Consider the following 26,530-nt stretch of genomic DNA (forward strand, 5'->3'; position numbering starts at 1 on the left):
ACCAACACTAGGAGCACGCACTCATGGCAATCAAGAAGAAGACGGCGGTGATCGCTGGAGGCATTGCCGCGATCGTACTCGTCGCAAGCGGCATCACAGCCGCAGTTCTCACCAATAGTTCGGGACACACGGCAGAAGCAGCGGCGAGAGAAGACGCCACAACGGTATCGGAATCCGGTGCTGTCACCTTCAATCTCACCCCCGATCAAGACAGGATCCGTCTCGACGCGGTGCCAGAAGCCGTGGCAGCCATCAAGGCAAGCGGGTTCACCCCGATCGAGGCCGGCAAGCTGACAGTCGTCACATCACCGTACGCCGCACCGCTCGGTCTCTATGCGGACGATGATGCCACGCTGATCGGCAGCGATCCAGACATCGCGCAACTCATCGCAGACGGCCTGGGCCTGGAGCTCAACCTGCAGCCGGCCGCCTGGGCAGACTGGCCCCTCGGCATCCAGTCGGGCAAGTACGACCTGATCACCTCCAACGTCACTGTCACCGAGGAGCGCAAGGACGTCTACGACTTCGCAACATACCGCCAGGACCTGCTCGGCTTCTATGTGAAGAGTGACTCGGCCATCACCGAGATCAGTGAGGCGAAGGATGTCGCCGGCCTCCGCATCGTCGTCGGCTCCGGCACCAACCAAGAGAAGATCCTGCAGGGCTGGGATGAGGAGAACACGGCAAACGGCCTCAAGCCAGTCGAATTCCAGTACTTCGACGATGACGCTGCGGCGACCCTTGCCGTGCAGTCTGGACGAGCTGATGCGACATTCGGCCCTAACGCAACGGCCGCGTACAAGGCTGCGGTGAACGGGGAAACCCGGGTTGTCGGCACACTGAACGGCGGTTACCCGGCCAATGCAGCGATCGCTGCCGGTACCAAGAAGGGCAACGGCTTGATCGAAGCGGTCGGAATCGTGCTGAACGCGGCAATCGATGGCGGCGAATACGGTGAGGTGCTGGCGCGCTGGAGCCTGACAAGCGAAGCTGTCGAGAAGTCGGAGGTCAACCCTGCGGGTCTTCCCCGGTCCTAGCGACGCCTCGCGGGGTGAGGGGAGCACACTCTGGCGCACCTCACCCCGCTGATATCGCCCTGGCACGCCCACGCAGTAGCTCAGTAGGCCGTGCGGGCCCGACTCGGCTGCACGCGCGCCGGCTCCCCCGGCATTTTCGGAAAGTCGGGCGGGAACGGCAGCTCGCCCAGGCCCGCGGCGAGGTCTCTCTCCCACCAGCGCAGAAGTACTTCGATCGAGCCTGGCGCCTGACCAAGCGTTGCCCACGGATCACCGGTGGTCGCTAACCGCTCCGGCACAGTTGCGAGGGTAAAGCTCGCCGGATCGACGTTCTCCAGTTCATCCCAGTCGATCGGGCAGGAGACGGGCGCATGTGCAAGAGCCCGGGGGCTGTACGCACCAGCCATTGTGCGATCCCGATTCGCCTGGTTGAAGTCGACGAAGATCCGCTCGCCGCGCTCCTCTTTCCACCAGGCAGTCGTGACCTTCTTGGGCATCCGGCGCTCGAGTTCGCGCGCCAATGCGATGACCGCGTGACGCACCTCGAGAAACTCGTGGGTCGGCTCGATCGCGGCGAAGACGTGCACACCGCGATTTCCAGAGGTCTTGATGAAGCCGGTCAGCCCGACCTCGGCCAGGAGTTTTCGCAGCTCCTGGGCCACCGGGATTGTGTCGGCGAAGTCAGTGCCTGGCTGTGGGTCGAGGTCGATGCGCATCTGATCAGGATTGTCCGGATCTTCTGCGCGGGATGGCCAGGGGTGAAAGACAACGGTGTTCATCTGCACGGCCCAGATCGCTGCCGCCGGCTCGTCGATGACCAGCTGCGGATGCGTGCGCCCACTCGGGTAGACGACCATCACCGACCCTACGTAATCCGGGGCGCCTCGTGGCGGGTTCTTCGAAAAGAACTGCTCACCGTCGATGCCGCCGGGAAATCGCTGCAGTGAGACCGGCCTGCCGCCGTTCTGCACAACGAAGGTCTCACCGACTGCGACGAAGTATCTCGCCAGATCGAGCTTGGTGAAACCCGCTTCCGGCCAGAGCACGCGATCGGGACTGGTGAGTCGTACGTCCCTGATTCCGTGAGGCCCCGCGACTTCGACAACCACTGCTTCGCTCTTCATGCCTGATGAGGCTATGCCTGCTGGTGGGATTCGGACAGGCTTTGGCGACTCCACTCACTCGCTGAGAGGAGCCGCCGCCGGCGACTTACTTCGTCGGGTAGCTGTAGAAGCCTTCACCCGTGCTGAGGCCGAGCTTGCCCTTGTCGATGTAGTTCTCCTTGATGTACGCGGCGAATGCCTGCTGCTTCGGGCCGCCGACAGAGGAAACGTTGTATGCAGTCGTGAGGCCGATGACGTCGAACATCTGGAATGGACCGAACGGAGCTCCGGTGCCGATGCGCCAGGTCTTGTCGATCATCTCGGGCTCGGCAATGCCATCGGTGAGCAGGTCAGACGCTGCGTTCAGCAGCGGAACCAGGAGCGAGTTCAGCACGTAGCCGGCCTTCTCCTTCTTGATCTCGATGGGAACCATGCCGATCTCACCGGCAAACGCCGACACTGCCTGGAAGGCGGCCAGATCGGTCTTCTCAGTACCCATGATTTCTGCGGCGTTGAAGACCCACACCTTGTTGGCGAAGTGCAGGGCCAGGAACTTGTCTGGGCGACCGGTGAACTCCATCAGGTCGCTCGGCAGCAGCGTCGACGAGTTGGTGGCGAAGATCGTCTTTTCGGGAGCGAGCGCGCCGAGCTTCGTGTATGTGTCCTTCTTGATGTCGATGTTCTCTGGGATCGCCTCGATCACGAGGTCGGCGTCCTTGACTGCATCGGCAAGGTCTGAGCTGAACGTGATGCGGTCAAGCGCTGCATCGGCCAGTCCGTCAGCGGCGCCGGGAACCTGCTCTTTGTACGTGGTAGCGAGATCGAGCGCGCGCGCCTTGGCCTTCTCGATAACCTCGTCGTTGATGTCGTACGCGACAACGGGGAAACCCTTGTATGCGGTCTGGTACGCGATCTGCAGGCCCAGGACTCCGGTGCCAAGCACCGTGATGTTCTTCAGTGATCCCATGTGATTCATTCCTTTACTTCGGTATCTGTCAGGTGTGGCGACAGAGGCTGTGCTGGTTCTTGTGGAGGTGTTGCGGTAGCGCGATTGAACCGCGCGAGCGCGTCGGCGAACGCACCGACGTCGGCATCCGTCCAGTCGGCCAGGCGTGTGTCGACGCCGACCTGCAGGGAACGGATTGCTGCGTTGTAGTGTTTCCAGCCCTCATCGCTGAGTTCAAGCGGGCGCCCGCGGCCCGGTGAGTCCCCCACCTCGACGACAAGGCCCAGGCGGATGAGATCGCCAAGTTGACGCGAGACCGTTGAGCGATTGAGAGCGAACTCAGCAGCGATATCGGTGGAACGGCATCCCGGATTGATGGCGATGTGAAGCAGGATCGATTGCTCGGCCAGGGAGACCCTGGCGTCGAACGATCGAACGTCGGCCACACCGCGACGAGAGACCAACACGAGCTCGTGAACGATCTCTGCTGCGGCTGCCGTGCGGACGACGGGGGTGAAACCACTGTGTTGCATAATGCAACGTTATGCCTGAATGGCCGACTTTTCAAACTGAACCCGTGATGCAGATTCGGATGATGGGCGAGTCGATATGCCATCACGACTAGGCTCGAATCAATGGCCATGATGGCCATTCGTCGCGAGCAACGAAAGCGAGGAGCGATGTGGTTTCGCCGTCGCCGTCGCCGCCGTCCTGAAGTAGTCCAGCGGCCATTCGACCTTGATGCTCTTCCCGAGCCCGAACTGGTCAGCCTCGAAGATGCCACAGACGAAGGACTACTGCTCGCTGAATACGCCAGCCGGATGTCAGTGAAGAACAGCGTCGTCATCGGTGCGCTCCGGGGCACAGAGCCATACAGCGAGGCGCGTTACATCGATACAGCGCGGGACTCTCTTGAGGCACTGGCTACCGAAGCCGAAGAAGTCGCCGATCGTATTGCTGACACCAGGGAGCTGGCCGGCGCACTGAGGGGTGAAGCCGGTCACGTTCATGACTACCGACCCGCAGACATGGACAACCTTGAGCTCCGTGAAGATGCCTCCCGATCGATGGCGCGCGTCCTGCGCGAACGCTGTGACGATGATGAATACTTGTCACGACTTGTCGGGCGCGCCCGCGACGACGCCTGGGAAGAGATTGCCAAGTCGATCGAAGCCTCACTGCACCGGGGCTATGTGCCTGCGGCAACCGACGCCCACTACACCCGCGATCGCGACAAGCGCATCAAGCGGCTGATCTCGGAAGACCTCGCCGCGCTGGCCGGTTAAGGGAACACTATGACCGCCGATTGGCATGACTTCTTCGTAGCGACGACTGGAGCAGCTGCAGCACTTGCCGGCCTCATCATCGTCGCCATGTCGGTGAACATCGGCAAGATCATCGCCATCCCGAGCATGCCTTCTCGGGCCGGGGCAACAGTCGGCTCGCTCATCCTCATCGTGGTGGTGGCTGGTGCCGGCTTGATTCCGGATCAGTCGTTGGCGGCGTTGGGCCTGGAGACGCTCATCTTTGCCCTCGCTGCCGCAGTACTCTCTGTGGATGCAGCCTGGCGCATCGTCGCGAAGCGTGGCGACTGGCCGTTGGGGCCGAGCATCGTGAAAGCGGCAGTCGGACCGATACAGATCGCGCCGTTCGTGATCGGCGGCGCACTGCTACTCGCCCAGAACACTGACGGCTTGTATTGGGTCGCCGCCGGCATCCTCTTGGTCTTCATCGGCTCAGTAGTGAACGCCTGGGTGCTGCTCGTCGAGATACTGCGCTGAGCGACCGTGGGCCACGTGACCCTGCGCTCACGCTACTTGTGTGTGCCTGCCGACTTCACGAATGCCACAAGGCACATCACGAGGAGCACCCCAGCGATGACTCCGAACGTGAGGATGATACCAATCAGGACACCAGACATAGCGTTTGCTCCGATCTGTTGCGGAGTGCGGCGAGCCACCTGATCGCCGTTCCTCAGCGCATGGTGCCAGCGTATGACTGCGATCCCAGGAGAGCAACCGACACGCAGGGAGAGGTTTTTGTGGCGGTAAATTCCCTGATCAAGCTAGTCTCTGAGCTATGTCTGCCACACACACAAAATCGGGGCGCATCATCGGGGGCTTCCTCGGTTTTGTAGGAATGAGCGCAGCAGCCGGAATTCTGGTGACAGCTGCGGTCACCCCCGCTCTCGCCGTGAGCGGTATCGCCGTGACCAACACCATCAGTGTCTTTGAAAATCTGCCTGAGTACCTTGCCATCGTCGACCTCTCGCAGAAGAGCAACATCTACGCGACAGACGGCGATCAGCCTCCGGTACTCCTGGCCTCTTTCTATGACCAGAATCGCGTCGAGGTCGCCAGCGAGCAGATCAGCCCGTTCGTCAAGGACGCCGCCATTGCCGTTGAGGATCCGCGCTATTTCGAACACGGCGGAGTAGACCTCGAAGGCAGCATCAAGGGCGCCATTATCTCGGTGCGGGGCGGTGACACCCGAGGCGGCTCGTCAATCACACAGCAGTACGTCAAGAACGTGCTTGTACAGAAGTGTGAAGTCCTCGCCACTGAAGCCGCTGTGGATGAGTGCTACGACGAAGCCACAGACCCCAGTCCGGCGCGCAAGCTCAAGGAGATGCGATATGCCATCGGCCTGGAGAAGGAATACAGCAAAGTTGATATTCTGCGCGGCTATCTGAACATCATTGGCTACGGCGGCACGGTCTACGGCATCGAGTCCGCGGCCAATTATTACTTCAACACCACTGCGGCGAATCTCACCCTGCCCCAGGCGGCCAGCCTCGTCGCGATCGTGAACAATCCAACCAAGTTCCAGCTCGACTATCCGGACAGCGAGACGAACGGTGCGGCAAACGGCTACGCCGACAACAAGGATCGCAGGGACTACATTCTCGACAAGATGCTGCTGCACGGAAAGATCACGCCAGACGAGCACGCTGCTGCGGTCGCGACGCCGGTTGAACCCGTGATCACCGAGCCGAGCACCGGATGCCAGACGGCGGGCGGCAGCGCCTTCTTCTGCGACTACGTCACCACGATCCTGAAGACCGACCCCATGTTCGGCGACACCAACGAAACCCGCGAGCTCAACTTCAAGCGCGGCGGCTATAACGTTTACACCACGCTCGATCTAGCGCTCCAGATTGCCGCAGAGACTGCAATTCAAGACAACGTACCGCAGACCTTTGACGGCTGGGACGTCGGTAGTGTCATCACCAGCGTGCAGGTCGGCACTGGCCGTGTTCTTGCCATGGCCCAGAACAAGCAGTACACCCAGGAGGAAGAGTCCCCCGGTCCGCAGTTCACAGGCATCAACTACAACACCGACTTCAACCAGGGCGGCTCTTTGGGCTTCCAGCCAGGGTCAACGTACAAGGTGTTCACCCTGGCCGAGTGGCTGAAAGAGGGCCACACTCTGAACGAACGTGTCGACTCCCGGCGTAAAACCAACTGGGGAACGTTCAAGGACAGCTGTGACGGCCCACAGTCTTACTCCGATTTCAATCCCAAGAATGACTCGGGAGAGGCCGGTCCGAATTACAGCGCCCTCGAATCGACAATCAACTCGATCAACACCGGCTTCATCGGCATGGCCAAACAGCTCGATCTCTGTGGCATTGGGAACACGGCATCTGCCTTCAAGGTGCATCGCGCAGACGGCAACCCGCTGAAGCACAGCGCCGGCACGGTGCTCGGCACCGAAGAAGTCGCTCCGTTGTCGATGGCCGTCGCTTTCGCCGGGATCGCGAACAACGGCATGACCTGTTCTCCCATCGCCATCGACAGAATCGTTGACTCCTCGGGAGTAGAGATTCCCGTTCCGGTGAGCGCCTGCGACCAGTCGGTCGAACCGAAGATCGCCGCAGGAATGGCCTATGGGATGAGCCGCGCGCTCAGTTCGGGAACGGGAAGCACGTCGTACAGCAACACCTCGCCGCGGGTGCCCATGATCGGCAAGACAGGTACAACCGACGGCAACAAAGACACCTGGATGAGCGGCGCGAGCAGCAAGGTCGCTACCGTCGTCGGTGTTGTGAGTGTCAACGGCGAGATCAACCAGCGCAATATCGACTTCGACAGTGGCCCAGCGGCAACGGCCAGACACCGGATGTGGCCGATAGTGATGTCGGTGGCCAACGCCAAGTACGGCGGTGACCCATTCGCCGAGGCAACGTGGGACCTCATCCAGGCACCTCAGGTGACAGTGCCAGACGTGCGTGGCAAGACTCTTGCCGAGGCCAAGTCGACTCTTGAAGCCGCAAACTTCAACTTCGTCGACGGCGGCATCACCGACTCGGAGATTCCGGCCGGCAGCGTTGTCAAGAGCGAACCAGCCGGTGGCACCAGTGCGGGTAAGGCCTCAACCGTCACCGTATTTACCAGCAACGGCGTCGTTGTGCGTCCGCCTGCTCCTGCTCCTGCTCCTGCTCCTGCTCCTGCTCCCAAACCAAGCGGGAACAGCGGCGGTAACGGCAGCGGCAGCGGCAACAGCGGTGGAAACGGCGGCGGCGGGAATCGTTAATCGACGACGCCCACTGACTCCGGGTCTGCGAGTCAGTGGGCGTGCGATGACGCTCCGGCTTTAGTACCAGCCGGATGAAACCGACGAGTCCCATGCCGCGCACGGGGTACCGTAGCGGCCCGCAATGTAACCCAGTCCCCAGGTTATCTGGGTCGCGGGGTTGGTCTGCCAGTCAGCGCCGGCCGATGCCATCTTGCTTCCGGGCAATGCCTGCGGGATGCCTGCAGCGCCGCTTGACGAGTTGTACGCGTTTACGTTCCAGCCGGACTCCTTCGCCCACAGGCTCACGAGACAACCGAACTGATCTTCACCCCACCCGTACTGGGAAGCCATCAGGTCGCGGGCGATTGCCTGCGCTCCAGTGGGATCAGTCGGAGCCGACGGCCGTGACGGGGCGGAGCTCCCGCTTCCGGTGGAGGGAGCGGCTTCCTCGGCGGCAGCCTTATCGGCAGCTGCCTGCTCAGCGGCGGCCTTCTCTGCTGCAGCTTCAGCGGCAGCAGCTACGGCAGCCGCTGCTGCTTGCTCTGCTGCGATTCTGTCAACCTCGGTCATCGCTGCTCGCACAGTGTCGGTGTTGACCTTGGTCTCAGACGCCAGTTCGTAAATCCGTGGCGGCGCAAGCAGGGTGTAGTCAGACAGTGCGGTGACTGATGCCACCAACGGCGTGGTGTCCGTCTTGCCGGTCGCCGCGGCCAGTACGACGTTGGCCCCATCGATGACGTTTTTGGCCTTGTGCTCAGCGTGGTCTTCAACGACTTGCGTGTATGCGGTCAGTTTCATTGTGGCCACCCGCTCACTCTCTTCGAGTGCCTTCGCGGTGGCAGCTGCCTGATTCTGGTCGGCCACTGTCGACTGCACCGCGAAGCCGGTGCCGGTGACTGCACCAACAACAACGAACGAGCCTGCCATGAGCAGCCTCTTGCGGTTGCGTCGGCGCTGAGAGAGCTGTGCACGACTGGGATCGCCATCGGCGGCCCCCGTCGTATCGATACTCGTCGTGCTTCGATCAGCATCGGCTGCACTGTCGGATGAACGGAACTTAGAGAAAATAGAAGTAAGCATAACTTTCACAAACGAATCCCAGGAGCGCTTCATCGAGAACTAGGTGTTCTCCACTCTGCGAGCTGGTGATTCCTCATTGACATTCCACGGGCGGTGTACCGCGCGGGCGAAGTTGCAAGTATGCAAACTTTTTCTGGACGAAACCTCATAGTCTTCTTCCAAGGTCATGGCAACGTAAGCCGAGGCGTCACGATGTTGAAACCCGGATCGCCGGGATCCAGCATCGACAGAATCGACATCAACGCGGCTTCATTTCCGGTGACGGTCATCCCTGCAGACCGGGCATCGTCGAGCGATCCAGTGGCCAGTGCGGGTATCACTGCGCGAGTGAGAGCAATCGTGGCGTCGGCATCAACTGCAGCTGCACGCTTGACGTAAATCAGCACACCGTTGTTCAGGGTGACCCGGTAGTTCTCCCCCGAGTCCGTGAATGTCCAGTCAAGTGCCACGTTCAGATCCCAGGCTTTCGGCCCGTTGATCTGGATTGCCACCACATCGAAAAACTGTTCAACCGTCAGCTGGTCGAGCATGTCGTGGGAATTCGCTGCAACTGGTGTGCCGAAGTTTCCGGACCGCAGCTCGGTTGCGCCGGAGAGGAAGAAGTTGCGCCAGGTGCCGTTCTCGGACCCGAAGCCCAACTGTTCAAGGGTGTCTGCCAGCAACGCTGATGCATCTGCGTTGTCCGGTTCGGCAAAGATCGCATGGTCGAGCAGCGTTGCCGCCCACCGGTAGTCACCGGAGTCAAATGCCGTGCGAGCCTGGCCGATGACCGAATCAATTCCGCCCATTGCAGCGACGTATCTCGACGCCGCATCACCTGGCGTGTGCTGCCATAGCCGAGCGGGATTACCGTCGAACCAGCCCATGTACCGCTGGTAGATCGCCTTGACGTTGTGACTGATGGAGCCGTAGTAACCGTGGGTACTCCATGCAGCCTCAAGAGCCGGCGGGAGCTGCATCCGCTCGGCAATTTCTGCTCCGGTATAGCCCTTGTTGAGCAGACGGAGGGTCTGGTCGTGCAGATAGCCGTACATGTCGCGTTGGATCGAGAGGAAGTCGATGATGCGTTCCCTGCCCCATGTCGGCCAGTGGTGGGAAGTGAAGACGACATCCGCTGTGCTGCCAAACGTCTCAATCGCCTCGGTCAGATACTGCGACCAGACATGGGGATCCCGTACTAGCGCGCCCCGCAGTGTCAGCAGGTTGTGCTGTGTATGGGTGGCATTCTCTGCCATGCAGAGTGCCTTGTAGCGTGGAAAGTAGAAGTGCATCTCGGACGGAGCCTCGGTTCCCGGTGCCATCTGGAACACGATCTCGACGCCATCGATGGTGAGCGATTCACCGGTCGTCGTGATTGTCTTGGTCGGCAGGATGACTGTCACCTCACCCGTCGACGTGGTCTGGCCGAGACCGGCACCCAGCTGACCGGCTGGGCCCCGCGACAGTGCGGCTCCGTACATATAAGCCGCGCGACGTGTCATCGCAGTCCCCGCGTATACGTTCTCCGCCACGACGTGATCAATGAAGCCTTCAGGCGCAACGACGATCACCGCACCGGAGTCGACATCGGCCTGATCGACGATTCCCCTCACCCCACCGAAGTGATCGACGTGGCTGTGGGTGTAGATGACGGCGGTGACCTGCCGATCACCGCGATGTTCTCGATAGAGCGACCACGCCGCGGCTGCCGTCTCTTTCGAGATGAGCGGATCGATCACGATCACCCCAGTGTCACCTTCAACGAATGTCACGTTCGAGAGGTCGAATCCACGAACCTGATAGATGCCTTCTACGACTTCGAAGAGTCCGTGCATGGCTGTGAGGCGTGACTGCCGCCACAGGCTCGGATGCACGGTGTCAGGGGCATCGCCGGTAAGGAAGTCGTAGCTCGCGGCATCCCAGACCACGCCGCCGCTGGCATTGTTGATGATCGCCGGTGAGATCGTGCCGAGGAACCCGTGGCTAGCGTCTTCAAAGTCGCGCACATCAGTGAAGGGCATCGACTCGAGCGCTGCCTTATTGGCCTGTGAGGTGAACGAACTCGCTGATGGTTGTGTCATCTGTGCCCCTGACGTCTGCGTCTCGCGCCCGCGGTTCCCGATCATGCCTGGTGGCAGATCCTCACGACGGGTCGTCTCAGTGGCGGAGTGTACTCCGCGCGCGCAGGGCAGGGCAGGGCGACTGTCGGTGCCCTCCCTGCCCGGCACTCAGATGACCTAGGCCTTGCGGACGAACCCTGACTTCAACTGCATCGCACCGATGCCGTCGACCTTGCACTCGATATCGTGATCTCCGACACCGTTGACCAGACGGATGTTGCGCACCTTTGTACCGACCTTGACGACAGTCGAGCTGCCTTTGACCTTGAGGTCCTTGACGACAAAGACCGTGTCGCCATCCGTCAGAACGGTACCAGACGCATCAGTGATCAGAAGCTCGTATGGCTGGTCGTCGTGAAGCTCGACGGGTCCGCCCTCCCATTCGTGGGCACAGAGCGGACAGACGAGAAGCGCACCCATTTCGTACGTCAGATCACTTGAGCATGCGGGGCAGGGCGGAAGGGTCTCGTTCACCTTCCCACCGTAGTCGTGGAGCCGGGTGCACGATTGCACGGGCTAGAAGACCCGCCTGCCGCCGACCCAGGTCTCGCGCACGGTCAGCCCGGCAAGCTCCTCGACCGGAATCATAAGAGGGTCGCCGTCGATCACGATGAAATCGGCGTGTGCACCAGGGGCCAGAACACCGAGTCGCCCCTCCTCCTTGAGCTGCCAGGCCGCGTTTGTGGTGTGCGCGCGGAGTGCATTGATTCGAGATACCTCGAACTCGGTAGCGAGGAGGCGTCCGCTGCGCGCACGCCGGGTGATTGCCGTCTGCATATTGCGGAACGGTTCTGCCGGGGTCACGCTGCCGTCGTTGTGGAAGCTGGCGCGATGTCCGGCGTGGAAGGCGCTGCCGGCATCCGCCCATCGGGAGCCGTGTTCCGGCCCGAACAGATCGTCAATCAGTACATCGCCCCAGTAGTAGACGTGGTCAACAAACACGCTCACCGTGACGCCCAGCCGCTCGGCCCGTTCGAACTGCACCAGTGTCATGGCGCCGACATGCTCAATCCTGAAGCGCGAATCGACGAGACCGAGCTCAGTGATGAGGCGCTCGTAGACGGTAAGTACCATGTCGATGGCCAGGTCGCCATGGGCGTGGCACGCCATTTGCCAGCCCTCGCTGGCATAGGGCAACGCGATATCGAACAGCTCTGACTCGGTGTAGTTGGCTCGACCTGTGTGGTGCGGCTCGAGGCCGAGCGCACGCGTGGCCTCGGTATCGAGATAGGGAAATGAGGCGGCGATGCTGCCGACCCAGGGCGAGCCATCTGCCCAGATCTTGATACCGATCTGCTTCAGGGCGTCGGTGCCGTTGACGAGGGAAACCGATGCTTTGCCTGCCGGGCCCGACATCTCGTAGCCGCGGATGCGCATCGAAATCTCACCGCGGTCGATCATTCCGGTGAGCAGCACCGCAACACCGGGATTCCAGGAGAGATCGCCGATTGCCGTGATGCCACGCTTGTTGAGGTCGGCGTAATAGCTGCGGATGACTGTCGGGAAGTCGGCTTGGAGGCGGTCGCTGAGCGGCTTCAAGATCGTCATGACGGCGGAAGTCTCGTTCGCTGTGCCCGCAAGAGAGCCGTCGTCAGTGTGCGCATACGAGGCACCGACGGGGTCGGGAGTCGAGGCATCCACCCCGGCATTCTGCGCAGCCGCCGAGTTGAAGTAGGCCGAGTGACCCGAGTTGTGCAGGATGACGAGCGGGGTCTGGCCCGCGAGCGCATCGAGAACCTCGATCGAAAGGGTGGGCAGTCCCTTCTGGAGCAGTGGATCCCAGCCGTTTGCGAGCAGTCCGACGGCAGGGTCGGCCTCGGCGAGGGCATCCGTGATCTTCTGCATCACAGCGTCCGCCTCGGAAACGACGACGGGGCGGATGTCAACGACGGAATCTCCGAGCAGCATCGAGGCGTCGCTCGGATGCCCGTGAGGTTCAATGAGACCTGGCATAATCCAGCCGCCGGTGATGTCGTGACGGATACTGCCGGCCGGCGCCACCTTCGTCAGATCAGCCACACTGCCGACGGCCACAATGATGCCTTCGGAGACAAGCATTGCCTCGGCGGTGAGGGGGCGGTCATCTGTGAGCGGGACGTCCTCAGACATTGTCAGGATGTTGCCCACCAGCAGGAGCGATTCGGCGCCTGTCGTCGGATTGTTTGGTGTCGGCTTGTTTGGCGTTGCTGTGTCTGACGTTGGAGTGTTTGGCGTCGGTGTCATCGTGCTCCTTTTGCCTTCAACCTAGCCCTGCCACCCAGCCGCGTCATCCAGCCGCGTCATCCAGCCGCGTCATCCAACCGCGTCATCCAACCGCAGACGTATTCAGGCTTAGCATTCAGGCTTTTTAGCATTCAGGCTAAGTATCCAGGCAGCGAGGATTAGAACGGCGGATTGTCTGGCAACGGCTTCGACGGGGTCTTGCGGCTGACGGTTCCGGTTGGCGTCGTCACCGTTATAGCGCCGTCGTAGTCGCGATTGAACCGGATCTTCGTCAAGGTCTTGAGTCGATGATGCCCGGGACAGAGCGGGATCAGGTTGTCGATGTTGGTGAAACCGTGGTCTCGTACCCATTCCTGAAGGTGGTCCAGATCGCACGTTGCGGCGAGTCGATTGCACCCCTCTACGGCACAGGTGCCGTATTTCATCGCCACGTATTCGCGTTGAGCTTTTGTGGGCCGGTACCGGCGCCGGTCGAAGTTGAGAATCTCGCCGATTAAGGGATCCGTCAATACTCGACGGAACGACGGAGCGTCGCAGAAGAGTTGGGAGGCTGTCACCGGGTCGATCGGGCCGTAACCCTCCAACACCGCCGACTGGCGATGAAGATTTGGGCGCCCTGGCAGGTCTTCCGAGTGAACTTCGAGTGTTTCGTGGCCCTCTGGGTGACTTTCGGACGAATCGGCGATCTTTAGGTTGTCCAGCATGAGGCGACTCCCATCGGATCCTTCCAGGAGCTCAAGTAGCGGAACCTGGAGAATGACGCGCACCTTCACGGCATTCGGAGTGCCCTTGCCGGTCAGCACGTCACCGAACCGATCGGCGCGGATCTGGTCGCGCGTACGATGGGGCCCGGCGCTTATACCTGCTTTGGCCGCAATGCCGGCTTCTTTCTTCGCAATCTTTTTGGCCTCAGCGTCGAGGCGGCGCTTGATGCACACGACTTCGACTGCGGGAAGGTATGCGTGGATCCACGCCATTCCATCGTCGACATACTCGAAGACAACCCGACGGTCAGTGAGCGCACGGGTGTGACGAAGCTCGGGGGATTCGGCACGCAGCCGCTCGGCGAGCTTGCGGGCCTTCTGCCGAAAAGAATCGGCGGTCAAGGCATGGGCACGGGCAGCTAACTTGCAGTCGTATTCGGCAATCGCCACCGGATCGGTCAAGCCGACGAGGTGCTGAACGGCGGCCGCGGCCTGCGCGTAGCCGGTCTGCCCTGCCTGGAATACTGCCCACAGCTTCGGCAACGATTCAGCAAGCACGAGCCCTTCATACGCACGGTTGCGCACGTGATCGGGTGTCAGCTTGAGCCGCAGTCCGGCATCGAAGGCCACGGCTCGCTCGGCGAATCCAATTGGATCTCGATCTTCGAGCCCTTCTCGGGTGAGGTAGACGTCGGGGTGCGCGCGGGCTACAGCGAACAGCTCGGCCAGCGCGACAACCTGCGCTGCCGAGGCCTTGTTGATCTGGACCTGAGCCATCACGGCATCATCCAGAGCGATTTCAGCCGCAACCAGCGGAGAGATGGCGACTGCCCCGGAGACGAGACTTTTGTGAGCGGCCTCCCAAGCCCAGCCGGCCACAATTTCAATGAAATTCGCCCCGATATCAACAAAGCCCGGCTGCCTGTCGCCGTACTTGTGAAGTGGATCTTCGAGCTCACCCGTAGCCGAATTCACCCGGTCGGCGGTTGTCGTGTCCATGCCTCTATTTTAGAACATATATTCGAGAATGGCTAGAGTATTCCTCAGATTTACTAGTAGATTTGACTGAATGGAACGGTCACCATGGTGATCGGCAAATCCAGGTGGCAGACCGGAGAGAGGAGGAAGAGGAAGAGGAAGAGGAAGAGGAAGAGGAAGAGGAAGAGGAAGAGGAAGAGGAAGAGGAAGAGGAAGAGGAAGAGTAGGAATAAGAAGAAGAGCAAGAGCAAGAGCAAGAGCAAGAGCAAGAGCAAGCACGAGCACGAGCGGCCGAGTAATCGAGCGCATTCAAGCTGGTAGGACCGGTCCTCAACCACTCAGAACCGGCTCTTTCCGCGTGCCGCCGGACACTGAGGCGCCGAGGCGGCTGAGGCGACTGAGGTGGCTGAGGTGGCTGAGGCGGCTGAGGCGGCTGAGGTGACTGAGGTGGCGTCAGCCGCAGGTCCGACATCCAGCGCATTGGCCTTCAACCAGAACAGGCACAGACTTGACGCAGGACGTGCCGATTACATCGGAGGTTGACATGACCACCAACTCGCCCCTTCCACCCGCTGGATGGTACGACGACCCGGAACACGCATCCGCTGTTCGCTATTGGGATGGTACGCAGTGGACCAGCCACATCGCCCCGACCAATGGACCACCCAGCGATAAACAATTCGTGCTCACCTGGCTCTTCGCCTGGTTGCTCGGCTTCTTTGCTGTAGATCGCTTCTATCTCGGCAAGGTCGGTACCGGGCTACTGAAACTCATCACTTTGGGCGGCCTTGGGATCTGGTGGCTCATCGACCTGATCCTGGTGCTGACCGGTACCCAGCGCGACAAGCTCGGGCGACCGCTCGCGGGATACAACGAGAACAAGAAAGTCGCCTGGATCGTCACCGGAGCGGGAATCGTGCTGTCAATGATCCTGTCGAGCGGATACTCCGCCGTGAACTCCATCGGCCACTCCCCCATGTTCCCGATGAACCGCCAGCATTCGCACTCGCAGACATTCACGCCGACACCCTCGGCGTCGCAGACCCCGTCATCAGTTGCTCCAGTGGCGAGCGTCACGTTCAGCAGTGCCGGCGAGCTCCGCTCAGAAAAGCAGCAGCTCGGCGGCAGCTACTACCTGAGTGTCGTCACGGGTGCTGTGCCCGATTGCCCATGGTCGGCGCAGTTTCTTCCGAATCAGTGAGGCGTTCGGCGACGGTGGCGGGCCCCACAGATAGAGTTTCGCCAGGACACCACAACGATTCGGCACGAAAGCGGGAGCACACGTGAACACGGGACTCATTGTCATCGACATCCAGAATGACTACTTCCCCGGCGGCTCCTATCCCCTGGTTGGCAGCGAGGCCGCCGCGCACGTCGGCAGCGGTGTGCTTGAGGCCGCCCGCGCTGCCGCACTCCCCGTTATCCACTTCCAGCACATCGCTGACAGCGCGGATGCCACATTCTTCCGCCCCGGAACGCCGGGCGCCGACATCCACCCCCTCGTTGCCCCTCGAGATGACGAGCGCGTGCTCGTCAAGGCGGCTCCGAACTCGTTTATCGGCACCGGACTTGAAGAGCTGCTGCGGGGCGACGACGTCGATCAGCTCATCGTGATCGGCATGATGAGCAGCATGTGCGTCGATGCGACAGTGCGCGCCGCACTCGATCTCGGATTCAGCGTCACCGTGGTGCACGACGCCTGCGCAGCGCCCGACCTGGAATTCGACGGCACCTCGTTGCCCGGCCACCTCGTGCACGCCGCATTCATGGCCGCACTCGGTGACGCCGGAGCGCGCGTCGTCTCAGAAGCCGAACTTGAGTTGGCAGCAGACAGCGCCGGGGTTGCTCGCTAGCTCAGCTCCCCGCAGCAGGCGCAAACGTAACCGACATCAGTCAAGTGGCGGATTCATCACGATCGTCGGTGAATCCGGTGTACCCGTTATCGCGCAGTCTCGCGGCTGATCCTCAGGCCCCTGCGGATCGATCACATAGCTGGCGACATAGAACGCGGGCACTCCGCCAGCCGTATTGTCAGTGATATTGGCTGCATCGAACGGTGTAAATCGGCTCGGGTCAAGTTCTGGGCGTTCCAACGCCCACGCCGCCATACACGCGTCCCACAGCGTCTGATCCGTCCAGACCGAAACTGACCTCGGCTGCCCCGCAGTATTGCTGGGTGTGGATGTGGGAACGGGCGTCTGCGCCTGGCTGGGTGTGGATGTGGGAACGGGCGTCTGCGCCTGGCTGGGTGGCGCTGTCGACGTCACGGTCGGCATTTCGGCAGTCGGTGTTCCCGACGCGTCTGCGCACCCGGCAAGGGTCACAGTTAACGCGAGGATCCCACCGGCAACCAGGATCGGCGCACGGTGACTACGGCGAGTAATCATGCATAAAATTATGCTCGGCATCGGCATCGAGTTCGAATCCTCATCTGTCACGCCCCAGGCCTATCGGCCCCATCAGCTCCCCCATTTCGGTGCGCATCCAGCAGTCGCCGGTCTCGCGCCGCTCGGCGCCGGTCGTGAAGCGGTACGCGAAGACCCTGGCCCGCAGCCACTGCGGTGGCGCATCAGGAAACGGGTTCACTCGCATCATCTTGAGCGTCGGCTTGTCACCCTCGAGCAGCCGAACGAGCAGCATCTCAAACCAGCGGGTGTCTGGCGCACCGAGGGCGAGAAACCACATCAGCCAGTCGAGGCGCAGGTGATAGGGCGCGAACTGCCTGGGCCAGTACCCGGGGTCTCCCGGCTTGCCCTTGAATTGGTACTCGCGCCAGGTTGCATCCGTTCCCGGCAGGTCGGCATCGCTGCCCTCGACGATCACTTCGTACCGTTCCTTGGTCACCGTGCCGAACGCGCCGTAAGCGTTAACCAGGTGATAGCGATTGAAACTGGCATTCATCAGCTGATGCCGCGCGAACAGATTGAGCAGGGGCCGATAGCTGAGCAGGATCAGGAATGCCGTCGCCGCGAGTACCAAGATGACGAACCAGATCGGCGAGTCTGTCGGGCCATCGACAGCCGGGTCTGGCAGCCACGGCAGCACGAACCGCAGTGAGGCGTCATCGATCGCGCTGAACGCGAGGACGACGGTGATCCAGTTGAGCCAGGCGAAGTTGCCGGTGAACACCAGCCACAGCTGGGTGAGAATGACGATCAAAGCCGCAACGGATGCCACCGGCTGCGGCGCGAACAGGAAGAACGGCACAATGAGCTGCGCGAAATGGCTGCCGAGCACCTCGCCGCGATGGAACCATTTTGGCGCGTGATGCACGAACCAGCTCACCGGATTTGGCATCGGCTGGGTTTCGTGGTGGTAGTACAGCGCCGTAAAATCACGCCATTCGCTGCCACCACGAATCTTGATCATGCCAGCCCCAAACTCGAGCCTGAACACCAGCCAGCGCACAAAGATGATGATTGCCAGCGGGGGAACCACCTCATTAGAGCCAAGAAATGCAACAACGAAACCGGCTTCGAGCAGCAGGCTCTCCCAGCCGAATGAGTAGAACGTCTGCCCGACGTTCACGATCGACAGGTATCCGGCCCAGAGCAACAGGAAGACGACAAGGGGCAACCAGGGTGGTCCGAGCTGCGGTAGGCCGATCACGATGGATGCCGACAACGCGATCCCGCCCCACGACAGCGCCAGAAGCATCCGGTCGCTGTAGTGCCAGTGGAACAGACTCGGTGATTGGCGATACGTGATGTGCGCCACGAAGTTGCGAACCGGAAGCAGCCCGCGCTCACCGAGCAGCGCCGGAAACTGGTTCACCGCCGAAATGAATGCGATGAGATAACACGCAGCGACCCCACGCTGCAGGATTTCTCGCGCGTACTCATAGCCTGACCCGAACCAGTCCATCGTGCTGACCACGTTAGACCGCTGGCTGGCGTCGTCAATGGTGCGACGCCAGCGCCTGTCCGACAGCCGCGAATGCGCCCCGAACGGGGGTATACAGCATCGTTTTCTTCCCCCTAGGATAAGTCGGACATACGACGTCTGATGAATGTCGGCCCCTGGCTGGGACCGCTAGCCAACCCGCCGTCACGCAGGCGTCACACGGCAGCGCGGCCGCTTGGGGTCGCACCGAAAGGAATCGGATGATGTCTTCTCGTACACGACGCCGCTTGGCGGTCTCTGCCGCCAGCGTGCTCACTGCTGGCCTGATCGGCGCGATGGTCACGCCGGCGCAGGCCGCTGAAACACCCGTGGCACCCTCATACACCGAACAGGCCCTGGCCACCTCAGGTGACAACGCGCTCAGCGCCTCACTGGCCCCGTACTACCGGATCCCTGCGCTGGCCGACCTCGGCAATGGAGTTCTACTGGCGGCCTACGACGGCCGACCAGACGGCGGCGACTCCCCCTCACCCAACTCGATCATCCAGCGTCGCAGCACCGACAACGGTGCCACCTGGGGTGCACCGACATTCATCGCCAAAGGTCAGCGGGCCGGAACCGCCGCAACCGACGGCTTGCGTTATGGCTTCTCCGACCCGTCGTACATTGTCGACAAGGAGACGGGCACTGTCTTCAACTTCCACGTTTACTCCAAAGATCAGGGCTTCGGCGGCAGTTCGTGGGGAACCACAGACGCCGACCGGCAGGTGATCAGCACTGAGGTATCCGTCTCGACTGACGGAGGACTGAACTGGTCGACCGACCCGGCCAACCAACCGACCCTGCCCGTCTCGAGCAGCTATCCTGCCGGGTCTGCGTATGCAGCCTTCGACGGACCATTGATCACGGATGTCGCCAAGCCCGCAGGCACCACCGTCAACGGCGTTGCCGGTGTTGGCGGCGTCAAGGGTTACTTCGCCGCCTCTGGTGAGGGCATCCAGCTCAAGTACGGCGCAAACAAAGGCCGCCTCATCCAGCAGTACGCCGGCACCGTCCGCCAGCCGGGCGGCGGCACCGCCATCCAGGCATACAGCGTGTACTCCGACGACCACGGCGCGACCTGGAACCGGGGTGCGTTCGTCGGCACGTCTATGGATGAGAACAAGACCGTCGAACTCGCCGACGGCAGCGTGATGCTCAACTCACGTGACAACGCAGGTGGCAAGGGTCGCCGCATCGCCATCTCCACCGACGGCGGCGCAACGTACGGCGCGCCGACCTACGACCAGGCGCTGACCGATCCCACCAACAATGCGAGCATCACGCGGATGTATCCGGATGCCGCCCAGGGGTCGGCAGCGGCCAAGATGCTGCTGTTCTCCAACGCCAACAGCACGTCGAGTCGATCCAACGGCACGATCCGCTACTCCTGTGACAGCGGCACGTCCTGGTCAGCCGGCAAGCAGTTCAAGTCGGGAACGATGAGCTATTCGACGGCCACCGCACTCTCTGACGGCACCTTCGGAGTGCTCTACGAGGGCAACGGCAACACCATCACCTTCGGCAAGTTCAACGCCGAATGGCTGGGCGTCTACTGTGGCGCCAGCGTCAGCGCACCGGCGTTCTCTGCCGCCAACGGCGCAACGGTCAACGTCGCACTGACGGTGCGCAACACAGGCGAATCTGCGCTGCAGGGAGCCACGGCATCCTTCCAGGCCTTGCCCGGCTGGACCTTCGGCAGTCTCGCAGTACCGACCATCCCCTCCGGCGGCCAGGCGGTAGTCAGCGTGCCAGTCACCGTACCGAGCTACGCCAAGGCCGGCGCCACCACCATCACCGCCAGCGTGACTACAGGTGCGCAGAAAGTCTCTGCTCCCGTTGGCGTGACGATCACGGGTGGCGCAACGACAAGCATCGTTGGCGCGCATATCGTTGGTGCGCGCGGAGACGCCGGACGCGATCTGGCGACGGCACCGTACACGGCCGGCCAAAAGGTGCCGTACACGTTCACCGTGACCAGCCTCGGCAACATCACCGAAAATGTGGTTCCGGTGACCGGCAACTTCTCGCCATTCGTGCCGGCCGGTGCGGGCAACTGCCGCTACAACTCCCTCACCGTCTGGGGCAGCTATGTGTGCAGCACCCCGTTCCACACGGTAACCGCCGCTGAAGCAGCACAGGGCTACTTCGTTCCGGTCACAACCTGGCAGGTCACCGGAACCGGGGCAACGACACAGAACTACACGATCACAGGCGACGAAGTCGACCTGCGGGTGCGCACGCCGTAGGACTCGGAGTGACGCAAATCGCAGCCGCGAGTTGGACCTAACTCGCGGCTGCGATAGCCGGCACAGGCGCACTCAACGGTGTGATGTACGAGTAGCCGGTCGTATTGTTCTTCGTCATCGAGAGCACGAGATCCATGTATGGCTCAAGTGCTGTCACCTTATCGAGCGGCGAGCCGACGATGAGCTGGAACCCGAGGCCCTTCCAGGCCGCGACCGAGCGGCCGGCGAACTCTGAGTCTGACTTCACGAAGCCCTCATCGAGGAACACCGGCGCAAAGCGCGGTCGCGTCCGGCTCTCATCACCCAGCTGGAACCGCAGCGCGGCACCCACGACGAACGCAACGAGCTCCTGTGTCTCGCCACCACTCTTACCTCCGAGCGACGAATACGTGCTGATTTCATCGCCATCCGGAGTCGTTCGCACAGCAGTGATCTCGACGTGCCTGCGCACATCGAGCAGCGCATCGCGGGTCGGCGACGGCTTTGACTCGTCTTCCGGCTTGCGGATCTGCGCCATGAACGCCTGCAGTCGACGGAACCTGTTCTCGGTCTCGTCATCGGTGAATTCGTCGGTTGCGCCTGAGGACAACGCCTTCAGCTCTTTGCGGAACGCCGTCGAGTCATCGCGGTGCAGGCGGCGCAGCGAGATCTTCAGGCGATCTCGACCTGCACCGAACGGCAGCGATGCGAGGATGTGGTTGATGGGCCGCAGTCGGTCTTCGATCTCTTCGATCGACGTGTTGAATGCACCGGTGAGCGGCACGAGGTCCTGCCCACTCCACTTCGACAGACGCCGCTTCCACTCCTGGCGACGTTCGTGCAGCCCGAGGGTGAGCACCGAATCCAGGATGTCGCGGTAGCTGGTGTATGAGTCCATCGCGACGCCAACGTTCGGGTCTGGCCAGCGGCTCTGGAAGCTCTGGAAGATGCCGATCAAGGCATCCCTGGCGCTCCGGGCGCTCTCCCTGTCGCTCGCCGACTGCTCGGTAAGTCGCTCACGAAGACGCTTGACGCCGGCAAAGAACGCGTCGAGATCGCTGGGGTCGCCGACCATGGCGAACTGCGCGTCGAGGTGCGTGGCCTGCTCGGCAGTGAGCGTCACCGGCTGCTCACGCTCGATGCGCTCCAGCTGCTCGTTCACGGCATCCTCGCGGTCGACGATCTCTGCCTGCTCGGCAGCCAGCGCCTGGGCGTCACGGTCAGCAGCGAACCTCTGCTGCTGGGCGCTTTCAAGCTCGGCGATGAGGCGTTCTTCCTCGACCTTCAGCCCACGCAGCACATCGCTGTTGGCGAGCACGCGAGCCAGCTCGGCCTCTTTGTCGGCGACCTTCGCCTCGGCCGAGGCGACATCGATTGCCGCCCACGTGGCATCCACCAAGAACTGGAACGCGTCTTTCTGCGCGCGCAGTTCGGTCAGGCCATCGGCCAAACCGGATGCCTGAGCTGCGAGCGCGCTCGCCTTCTCAGTGAGGCGTGCGAGTTCGCTGTCGATCTCGTCCTCGCGCACCTTGCTCGAGTAGCCGATGATCGGCTTTTGGTCCTGGTTCACGCCGTGGGCGCCGCGGTTTCCGTTGCGGAGCTGTCCGTTGACGGTGATGCGCGGCCCGGTACCAGTGAGCTCGGCCGGAGAGTCGACACAGAGCGCGTCGACGTTCGCCGACTGCACACGGGTCTGCGCCCAGGCGTTGAAGGGCGAATCCTTGAACACGAGCTTGCCCGAGACATAGCGATCGTCGTTCGGCGCTGTCGCCGAGGCACCAAGGGCTACGCCCTCGAAGTGGATGCGCACGGGCAGGTGCAAGGGATCGATCGCCTGGCTGAGCGCAGCCAGCCGCGTCTCGTCAACGAGTACGACGCGGGCAACGGATGCAAGGCTCACTTCTGCGGCCTGCCGCCACTTCTCTTCGCCGGGCGCGACATCGATGAGTTCGGCCAGGAACGGCAGCTCATCTGGTGTCATCCCGGCTGCGTCGGCAATCATCAGCCTGGCGTTGTGCAGATGCTGGGGAACCAGGCTCTCGCGGCCAGACAGGAAGGTGCGCTCCTGCTTGAGCGCGCGGATCTGCTCTTCGATCGGGTAGGCATCCCGCAGCAGGCCGGCGCGCTTCTCGTCAATCAGGCGCTCGTTGGCGGCGAAGCCGGCGAGCGAGGATGCAGCCGTGCTCTGGGCTGCGGTGAAGTCATCGAGCGTATCGATCGAGACGTCGAGGACCTCGACACGGTGAGCGAATCGCGCACGCTCTGCACTCAGCTCGTCACGCTTGTCGCCCAGCTGCGTCAGCTCTGTCTGCAGAGCGGCGAGTACGTCGCCACCGTTGTCGCGCTGGCGGAGCTGGCTTTCGGCGACGCGCGCCTTGAGATCCTTCTCGGCCTCTCTGGCCTTGCTGAGTTCGGCCTGGGCGGCCGCGCGCTGCTGGCGGTTGGCATCCGCGGCAGTAGCGAGCAGGCGCTGCTCAGTAGTGAGCTGCCAGAGCAGCAGCGGGGTGTCGCCGGTGCGGTGCACACCGAAGGTGTCGATGAGGTCGGCCTTCTCGGTCGAGGACTCATATTCGCTGTAGAGCTCGGGCAGACGCTCGAGCACCTTGGCCTTCTGCGCCTCGGTGACCATCGCCCCATAGGAGCGCTCAAGGTCTTCGAAGTGTCCGACTGCCTTATCGGCTGCCGCATACGTCGAGGGCTCTTCGAGAACCATCGACTTGTAGAGCCCGTCGACTGTCTTCACCTGCTGGCCGGCCTGGATGCGAGCGAGCAGGCGCAGCGCCTTGCCTCCCTCGCCGTTCGCGCCGATGCCAAGTCTGGTGTGCAGGGTCTGGGCGAAGGCAGCGTACGTGTCAAACACGTCGATGTCGGGGAACCGCGCCTTGAGTGCACGCTTGTCGAACTTGGTTTCGACGACATCCGCCAGATCACGCAGATCGAGGTAGCCGTCAGTCGTGGCCATCTTCATTGAGATGTCGGTGAACTTGTTGGTTCCGCGCGGTACGAAGTAGGCCCGCAACACAGTGAATCGACGCTGGTTGTCGTCGACGAACGTCATGGCTATGGCACCCCAGGTCGACGAATCAGCGCCACGAAGTACCTGGTCGTGCAGTGCGCCGGTGTCGGCCTCGCGGTTGGAGTCCGTCTTGCCCTTGAGGTAGGTCATCAGGTTGCGCTGGTCTGCGCTGCGGGCGCGGCCGGAACCCGCGTCGTTCGAGGCACCGTTGAACGGGGTATCGGAGGGCATCATCAGCGCGAGGTAGGCGTCGAGCAGTGTGCTCTTACCTGTACCGGATGCGCCGGAGACCAGCGTGGCCGTCGAAGCGAATGCGATCTCGTGGTGACCGTGGAATCCGCCCCAGTTGACCATCTGGAAGGTCTCGGCCTTCCACTGCGTGGTGCCCTCGGTCAGGCCGTCGACGTAGAAGAGTGGGGAATCGATCATGAGACGGTCTCCAGTTCGGGCTCGTTCGCCGTGTCGATGTCGAGGTCCGAGGTGAACTCTGCCTCGGTGTCGAGACCTGCTGCGGTGTCGTCATCCGTCACGTGCTCGTTGTCGCCGCGGTTCTCGGCGACCAGCCATTCGAGCAACTCAGCCAGGCGTTCGACCGGCAGCAGCACCTCGATGACGGGTGAAATACGGAACCTGTCAGGATCGCTCGTCTTCAGCAGCACGCGGGCCTTGACCAGGCTCTCGACTGCACCGGCAGCACGCCTGCCGTCACCCGACCTGTCTGTCGCGTGCTCAGGACGGAAATGTGCGACGTTGTCGAGTAGGTTGTCGCGGTCGACGATAACGATGTCCTGGCCGTTGGCCCGCTCACTACGGAATCGCTGGCGCAGCAGCACGAGCAGGATGGTTTCCTCACGCGTGTACGCGACGTCGTGCAGCAGAGTCGGGAATGTCTGCCCGCCCTCCGGCACGGCCTGACGCTTGAACGCGACCTCGTAATTGTGGTCGACGTGCAGGTCGAGGAACATGTCGTTGAGGCGGGACTTCAGCAGGCTCGTCGATTCGAGCAGTGTGCGCCAGGCCGTCGGCTGGCCGGCTGCCGAAATGTATCGGTGCTTGAGCAACAGCACGAGGGTCTTGCGCTGCTGGACGGTGAGCCCGCCCTCATCACCCTCGAACAACGAGAAGCTCTCTGCAGTCTCACTGACCTCATTCATCCGGGCTGCGTCCTCGTCGCCCTGCAACTCGTCAGTCCACTCGTCAGTCATTCTCAGTTCCGTCCATGGCCGTGTTGTTGCCGTAGTCCAGGGCGGCCAAAGCCGCCGTTTCGTCGTCGTTCAGGGTGATGCGAGGAACGGTGAAGCTGCGCGTGGAGCCGTCTGGCCGCACCGCCTCGAAAGTTTCAAGCGCTCCCGCGTGGCTGAAGGCATCGATCTGGGTGGCGATCTGCATCAGGCCGAGGATCTCAACGGGCCGGCGCAGGTCGGCATCCAGTTCGTTGAAGGCGTCGCCCATCGACTTCACATCGGTGTGCGCGAAGGCGTCGATCAGGGCGTTGCGCATCTGGTTGAGCAGCGGACCGCCCTGCTTGCGCATCTCGTCGAGGCTCGGCGGTTCAGGCGCCTCGTGCGAGACATCGGCGAGAGCGGGCGGCGGCCGGTGCGAATCGACGTCGTAGAACTTCTCGCGCAGGTGCGGAGCATCGAGCGTGCCCGGCATCAGCTCGGCCTTGACCGTTGACCGGGGTCCGGCCGTCTGCATCCAGGTCGCGAGTTCTTTGTTGATCTCGCGCAACAGCAATTCGAGCTCGCGGTCTTTCACGACGTCATGGTTGACGATGTGTTCGCGCAGCGTGGTTGTCAGGCCGTTGCGCTGCGTGAGTACGTCGTCGATACCCTTGCGAATCAGGCCGACGGTCGCCATGAAGCTGCGGCGCTCGTTCGGCGTGAGGGTATCGGCGAACGGATGCAGCAGGATCGTCTCGAGGTCGTTCTTCAGCTCCTGCTGCAGCGCTTCGTTACGCAGCAGCACGAAGGCACCTTCGAAGGCGCGGCCCTCGGCGGTCGACGACATGAGGGCATCCGTCTTGGAGAGGTACTCGTCGAGCACCTCGCTGATCGGACGGTCTTCGGCCCTGAAGTCGTTGACGATCTGGCGGTGCATACCGGCCACCGACTCCTCGACGCGCTTGAAGTCGCTCGGCAATTGGCCAATGAGGTCGATGAGATTTGCGTAGCCCTCGTGCATCTGCTCATTCGAGGCTGCGGCGATCTCTCCGCCGCCGATCAGGCGGTCGCGTTCGCTCGTGAGTTCGGTGATCTGTTGGTCGAGGCGACGGATGCGTTCTTCGCGGTCGGGGTTGGCCTGAGTCGCGCGGTGGCGCACGGCATCCACGATCATCGTGAGCCGAGACTCACTGATGAGGGCACGGTTGCGCGACAGGCTGTCGACAAGCGACAGCGCCTCGAGGGCGTGTGAGGTGAGCGAATACTGCTCCTCGTCGTCGTCCCCCGTTTCGCGGTAGAGCCACTGATCGTTCATCCACTGCACGCAGAGCGCACGCCCGTTGCCGTTCGGGGTTGCGACGCCGGACGAGCGGAGGTCGGCGAGGTAGGCATCCACTTGGCTGTGCAGCCGATCGGCTTGCACGCTGCGGCGGTCGCGGCTGAACGCCGACTTGAAGACGGCGAGCACGAAGGGGGCCCATTTGCGGTCAAGCAGGCGCAGCGTTGGTCTATCGAAGGCTTCGCGTACGCGCGCCAATTCGGCTGCAATTTCGCTCAACGAGCACGCCCCTTTC

General features: G+C 62.2%; 21 protein-coding genes. 8 read left to right on the forward strand and 13 right to left on the reverse strand.

The genetic code is table 11. The features are described from left to right. Positions 1-23 precede the first annotated feature (23 nt). On the forward strand, positions 24-1,037 hold the full coding sequence (locus ACMT3I_RS07390; protein ID WP_414803823.1) for an ABC transporter substrate-binding protein: 1,014 nt from the start codon (positions 24-26) through the stop codon (positions 1,035-1,037). Between the two features lie 80 nt (positions 1,038-1,117). Here the strand turns inward: ACMT3I_RS07390 and ligD are convergent, their stop codons facing one another. The 3 genes from ligD to ACMT3I_RS07405 form a co-directional block, all read right to left on the reverse strand. After that, entirely contained in the window at positions 1,118-2,140 is a 1,023-nt protein-coding gene (ligD, locus tag ACMT3I_RS07395) for a non-homologous end-joining DNA ligase (RefSeq protein ID WP_414803824.1), read from the reverse strand. Between the two features lie 85 nt (positions 2,141-2,225). Then, positions 2,226-3,086: a 3-hydroxyacyl-CoA dehydrogenase gene (locus tag ACMT3I_RS07400; protein ID WP_414803825.1), complete on the reverse strand. Its 861-nt coding sequence runs from the start codon at positions 3,084-3,086 to the stop codon at positions 2,226-2,228. Positions 3,087-3,091: 5 nt separating this feature from the next. Continuing rightward, positions 3,092-3,598: a MarR family winged helix-turn-helix transcriptional regulator gene (locus ACMT3I_RS07405; protein WP_414803826.1), complete on the reverse strand. Its 507-nt coding sequence runs from the start codon at positions 3,596-3,598 to the stop codon at positions 3,092-3,094. Positions 3,599-3,700: 102 nt separating this feature from the next. Between ACMT3I_RS07405 and ACMT3I_RS07410 the strand changes: the two genes are divergently transcribed. The 3 genes from ACMT3I_RS07410 (at position 3,701) to ACMT3I_RS07420 (ending at position 7,601) form a co-directional block, all read left to right on the forward strand. Next, on the forward strand, positions 3,701-4,351 hold the full coding sequence (locus ACMT3I_RS07410) for a hypothetical protein (RefSeq protein WP_414803827.1): 651 nt from the start codon (positions 3,701-3,703) through the stop codon (positions 4,349-4,351). A gap of 9 nt (positions 4,352-4,360) precedes the next feature. Next, the gene (locus ACMT3I_RS07415) at positions 4,361-4,846 is read left to right on the forward strand and encodes a hypothetical protein (protein WP_414803828.1); all 486 of its coding nucleotides are present in this window, start codon (positions 4,361-4,363) and stop codon (positions 4,844-4,846) included. Positions 4,847-5,144: 298 nt separating this feature from the next. Continuing rightward, the gene (locus tag ACMT3I_RS07420; RefSeq protein WP_414803829.1) at positions 5,145-7,601 is read left to right on the forward strand and encodes a transglycosylase domain-containing protein; all 2,457 of its coding nucleotides are present in this window, start codon (positions 5,145-5,147) and stop codon (positions 7,599-7,601) included. A 60-nt stretch (positions 7,602-7,661) separates the two neighbouring features. On the opposite strand, the gene ACMT3I_RS07425 is transcribed toward ACMT3I_RS07420, so the two are convergent. The 5 genes from ACMT3I_RS07425 to ACMT3I_RS07445 all read right to left on the reverse strand — a co-directional run bounded on the left by ACMT3I_RS07425 (position 7,662) and on the right by ACMT3I_RS07445 (position 14,688). Then, positions 7,662-8,663, reverse strand: a complete 1,002-nt coding sequence (locus tag ACMT3I_RS07425; RefSeq protein WP_414803830.1) for a lytic transglycosylase domain-containing protein — start codon at positions 8,661-8,663, stop codon at positions 7,662-7,664. Positions 8,664-8,827: 164 nt separating this feature from the next. Beyond that, positions 8,828-10,723: an alkyl/aryl-sulfatase gene (locus ACMT3I_RS07430; protein WP_414803831.1), complete on the reverse strand. Its 1,896-nt coding sequence runs from the start codon at positions 10,721-10,723 to the stop codon at positions 8,828-8,830. A gap of 156 nt (positions 10,724-10,879) precedes the next feature. Continuing rightward, entirely contained in the window at positions 10,880-11,236 is a 357-nt protein-coding gene (locus tag ACMT3I_RS07435) for a zinc ribbon domain-containing protein YjdM (protein ID WP_414803832.1), read from the reverse strand. Between the two features lie 42 nt (positions 11,237-11,278). Then, on the reverse strand, positions 11,279-12,985 hold the full coding sequence (locus ACMT3I_RS07440; protein ID WP_414803833.1) for an amidohydrolase: 1,707 nt from the start codon (positions 12,983-12,985) through the stop codon (positions 11,279-11,281). Between the two features lie 158 nt (positions 12,986-13,143). Further along, positions 13,144-14,688, reverse strand: coding sequence for a DUF222 domain-containing protein (locus ACMT3I_RS07445; RefSeq protein WP_414803834.1), 1,545 nt, complete (start codon positions 14,686-14,688; stop codon positions 13,144-13,146). Positions 14,689-14,772: 84 nt separating this feature from the next. On the opposite strand from ACMT3I_RS07445, the gene ACMT3I_RS07450 reads away from it, so the two are divergent. From ACMT3I_RS07450 to ACMT3I_RS07460, 3 genes are all read left to right on the forward strand, one after another. Then, positions 14,773-14,988 carry a hypothetical protein gene (locus ACMT3I_RS07450; RefSeq protein ID WP_414803835.1) on the forward strand — a complete coding sequence of 72 codons (216 nt, stop codon included), beginning with the start codon at positions 14,773-14,775 and terminating at the stop codon, positions 14,986-14,988. A 223-nt stretch (positions 14,989-15,211) separates the two neighbouring features. Then, positions 15,212-15,868, forward strand: a complete 657-nt coding sequence (locus ACMT3I_RS07455) for an NINE protein (protein WP_414803836.1) — start codon at positions 15,212-15,214, stop codon at positions 15,866-15,868. 82 nt (positions 15,869-15,950) lie between these two features. Beyond that, the gene (locus tag ACMT3I_RS07460; protein WP_414803837.1) at positions 15,951-16,520 is read left to right on the forward strand and encodes a cysteine hydrolase family protein; all 570 of its coding nucleotides are present in this window, start codon (positions 15,951-15,953) and stop codon (positions 16,518-16,520) included. Positions 16,521-16,556: 36 nt separating this feature from the next. Here the strand turns inward: ACMT3I_RS07460 and ACMT3I_RS07465 are convergent, their stop codons facing one another. Both ACMT3I_RS07465 and ACMT3I_RS07470 read right to left on the reverse strand, forming a co-directional pair. Continuing rightward, a complete protein-coding gene (locus tag ACMT3I_RS07465) occupies positions 16,557-17,054 on the reverse strand; it encodes a hypothetical protein (protein ID WP_414803838.1) in 498 nt (165 codons plus the stop codon). A 40-nt stretch (positions 17,055-17,094) separates the two neighbouring features. After that, positions 17,095-18,531 carry a lipase maturation factor family protein gene (locus tag ACMT3I_RS07470; protein ID WP_414803839.1) on the reverse strand — a complete coding sequence of 479 codons (1,437 nt, stop codon included), beginning with the start codon at positions 18,529-18,531 and terminating at the stop codon, positions 17,095-17,097. Between the two features lie 242 nt (positions 18,532-18,773). Here ACMT3I_RS07470 and ACMT3I_RS07475 point away from each other — a divergent pair, with 242 nt between their 5' ends. Then, complete coding sequence (locus ACMT3I_RS07475) at positions 18,774-20,798, forward strand: exo-alpha-sialidase (RefSeq protein WP_414803840.1); 2,025 nt, start codon at positions 18,774-18,776, stop codon at positions 20,796-20,798. Between the two features lie 37 nt (positions 20,799-20,835). On the opposite strand, the gene ACMT3I_RS07480 is transcribed toward ACMT3I_RS07475, so the two are convergent. Genes ACMT3I_RS07480 through ACMT3I_RS07490 form a run of 3 tightly spaced genes read right to left on the reverse strand, consistent with a single transcriptional unit; the run spans position 20,836 to position 26,514 of the window. Next, complete coding sequence (locus tag ACMT3I_RS07480) at positions 20,836-24,222, reverse strand: ATP-binding protein (protein WP_414803841.1); 3,387 nt, start codon at positions 24,220-24,222, stop codon at positions 20,836-20,838. Continuing rightward, positions 24,219-24,998, reverse strand: a complete 780-nt coding sequence (locus tag ACMT3I_RS07485; protein ID WP_414803842.1) for a DUF4194 domain-containing protein — start codon at positions 24,996-24,998, stop codon at positions 24,219-24,221. The genes ACMT3I_RS07480 and ACMT3I_RS07485 overlap by 4 nt, the downstream gene beginning before the upstream one ends. Further along, entirely contained in the window at positions 24,991-26,514 is a 1,524-nt protein-coding gene (locus ACMT3I_RS07490; RefSeq protein ID WP_414803843.1) for a DUF3375 domain-containing protein, read from the reverse strand. Before ACMT3I_RS07490 ends, ACMT3I_RS07485 begins: the two co-directional genes overlap by 8 nt. Between the last annotated feature and the right edge of the window lie 16 nt (positions 26,515-26,530).

The organism is Leifsonia sp. A12D58, from assembly GCF_047530025.1.
Taxonomy (GTDB): domain Bacteria; phylum Actinomycetota; class Actinomycetes; order Actinomycetales; family Microbacteriaceae; genus Cryobacterium.

Bases quoted from the DNA above. Each gene is read 5' to 3' on its own strand.
- ACMT3I_RS07390 (WP_414803823.1), top strand. From the start codon at position 24: ATGGCAATCAAGAAGAAGACGGCGGTGATCGCTGGAGGCATTGCCGCG.
- ACMT3I_RS07480 (WP_414803841.1), bottom strand. From the start codon at position 24,222: ATGATCGATTCCCCACTCTTCTACGTCGACGGCCTGACCGAGGGCACC.
- ACMT3I_RS07455 (WP_414803836.1), top strand. From the start codon at position 15,212: ATGACCACCAACTCGCCCCTTCCACCCGCTGGATGGTACGACGACCCG.
- ACMT3I_RS07470 (WP_414803839.1), bottom strand. From the start codon at position 18,531: ATGGACTGGTTCGGGTCAGGCTATGAGTACGCGCGAGAAATCCTGCAG.
- ACMT3I_RS07445 (WP_414803834.1), bottom strand. From the start codon at position 14,688: ATGGACACGACAACCGCCGACCGGGTGAATTCGGCTACGGGTGAGCTC.
- ACMT3I_RS07405 (WP_414803826.1), bottom strand. From the start codon at position 3,598: ATGCAACACAGTGGTTTCACCCCCGTCGTCCGCACGGCAGCCGCAGCA.
- ACMT3I_RS07450 (WP_414803835.1), top strand. From the start codon at position 14,773: ATGGTGATCGGCAAATCCAGGTGGCAGACCGGAGAGAGGAGGAAGAGG.
- ACMT3I_RS07425 (WP_414803830.1), bottom strand. From the start codon at position 8,663: ATGCTTACTTCTATTTTCTCTAAGTTCCGTTCATCCGACAGTGCAGCC.
- ACMT3I_RS07420 (WP_414803829.1), top strand. From the start codon at position 5,145: ATGTCTGCCACACACACAAAATCGGGGCGCATCATCGGGGGCTTCCTC.
- ACMT3I_RS07485 (WP_414803842.1), bottom strand. From the start codon at position 24,998: ATGACTGACGAGTGGACTGACGAGTTGCAGGGCGACGAGGACGCAGCC.
- ACMT3I_RS07410 (WP_414803827.1), top strand. From the start codon at position 3,701: ATGGCCATGATGGCCATTCGTCGCGAGCAACGAAAGCGAGGAGCGATG.
- ligD (WP_414803824.1), bottom strand. From the start codon at position 2,140: ATGAAGAGCGAAGCAGTGGTTGTCGAAGTCGCGGGGCCTCACGGAATC.
- ACMT3I_RS07400 (WP_414803825.1), bottom strand. From the start codon at position 3,086: ATGGGATCACTGAAGAACATCACGGTGCTTGGCACCGGAGTCCTGGGC.
- ACMT3I_RS07440 (WP_414803833.1), bottom strand. From the start codon at position 12,985: ATGACACCGACGCCAAACACTCCAACGTCAGACACAGCAACGCCAAAC.
- ACMT3I_RS07430 (WP_414803831.1), bottom strand. From the start codon at position 10,723: ATGACACAACCATCAGCGAGTTCGTTCACCTCACAGGCCAATAAGGCA.
- ACMT3I_RS07465 (WP_414803838.1), bottom strand. From the start codon at position 17,054: ATGATTACTCGCCGTAGTCACCGTGCGCCGATCCTGGTTGCCGGTGGG.
- ACMT3I_RS07475 (WP_414803840.1), top strand. From the start codon at position 18,774: ATGTCTTCTCGTACACGACGCCGCTTGGCGGTCTCTGCCGCCAGCGTG.
- ACMT3I_RS07415 (WP_414803828.1), top strand. From the start codon at position 4,361: ATGACCGCCGATTGGCATGACTTCTTCGTAGCGACGACTGGAGCAGCT.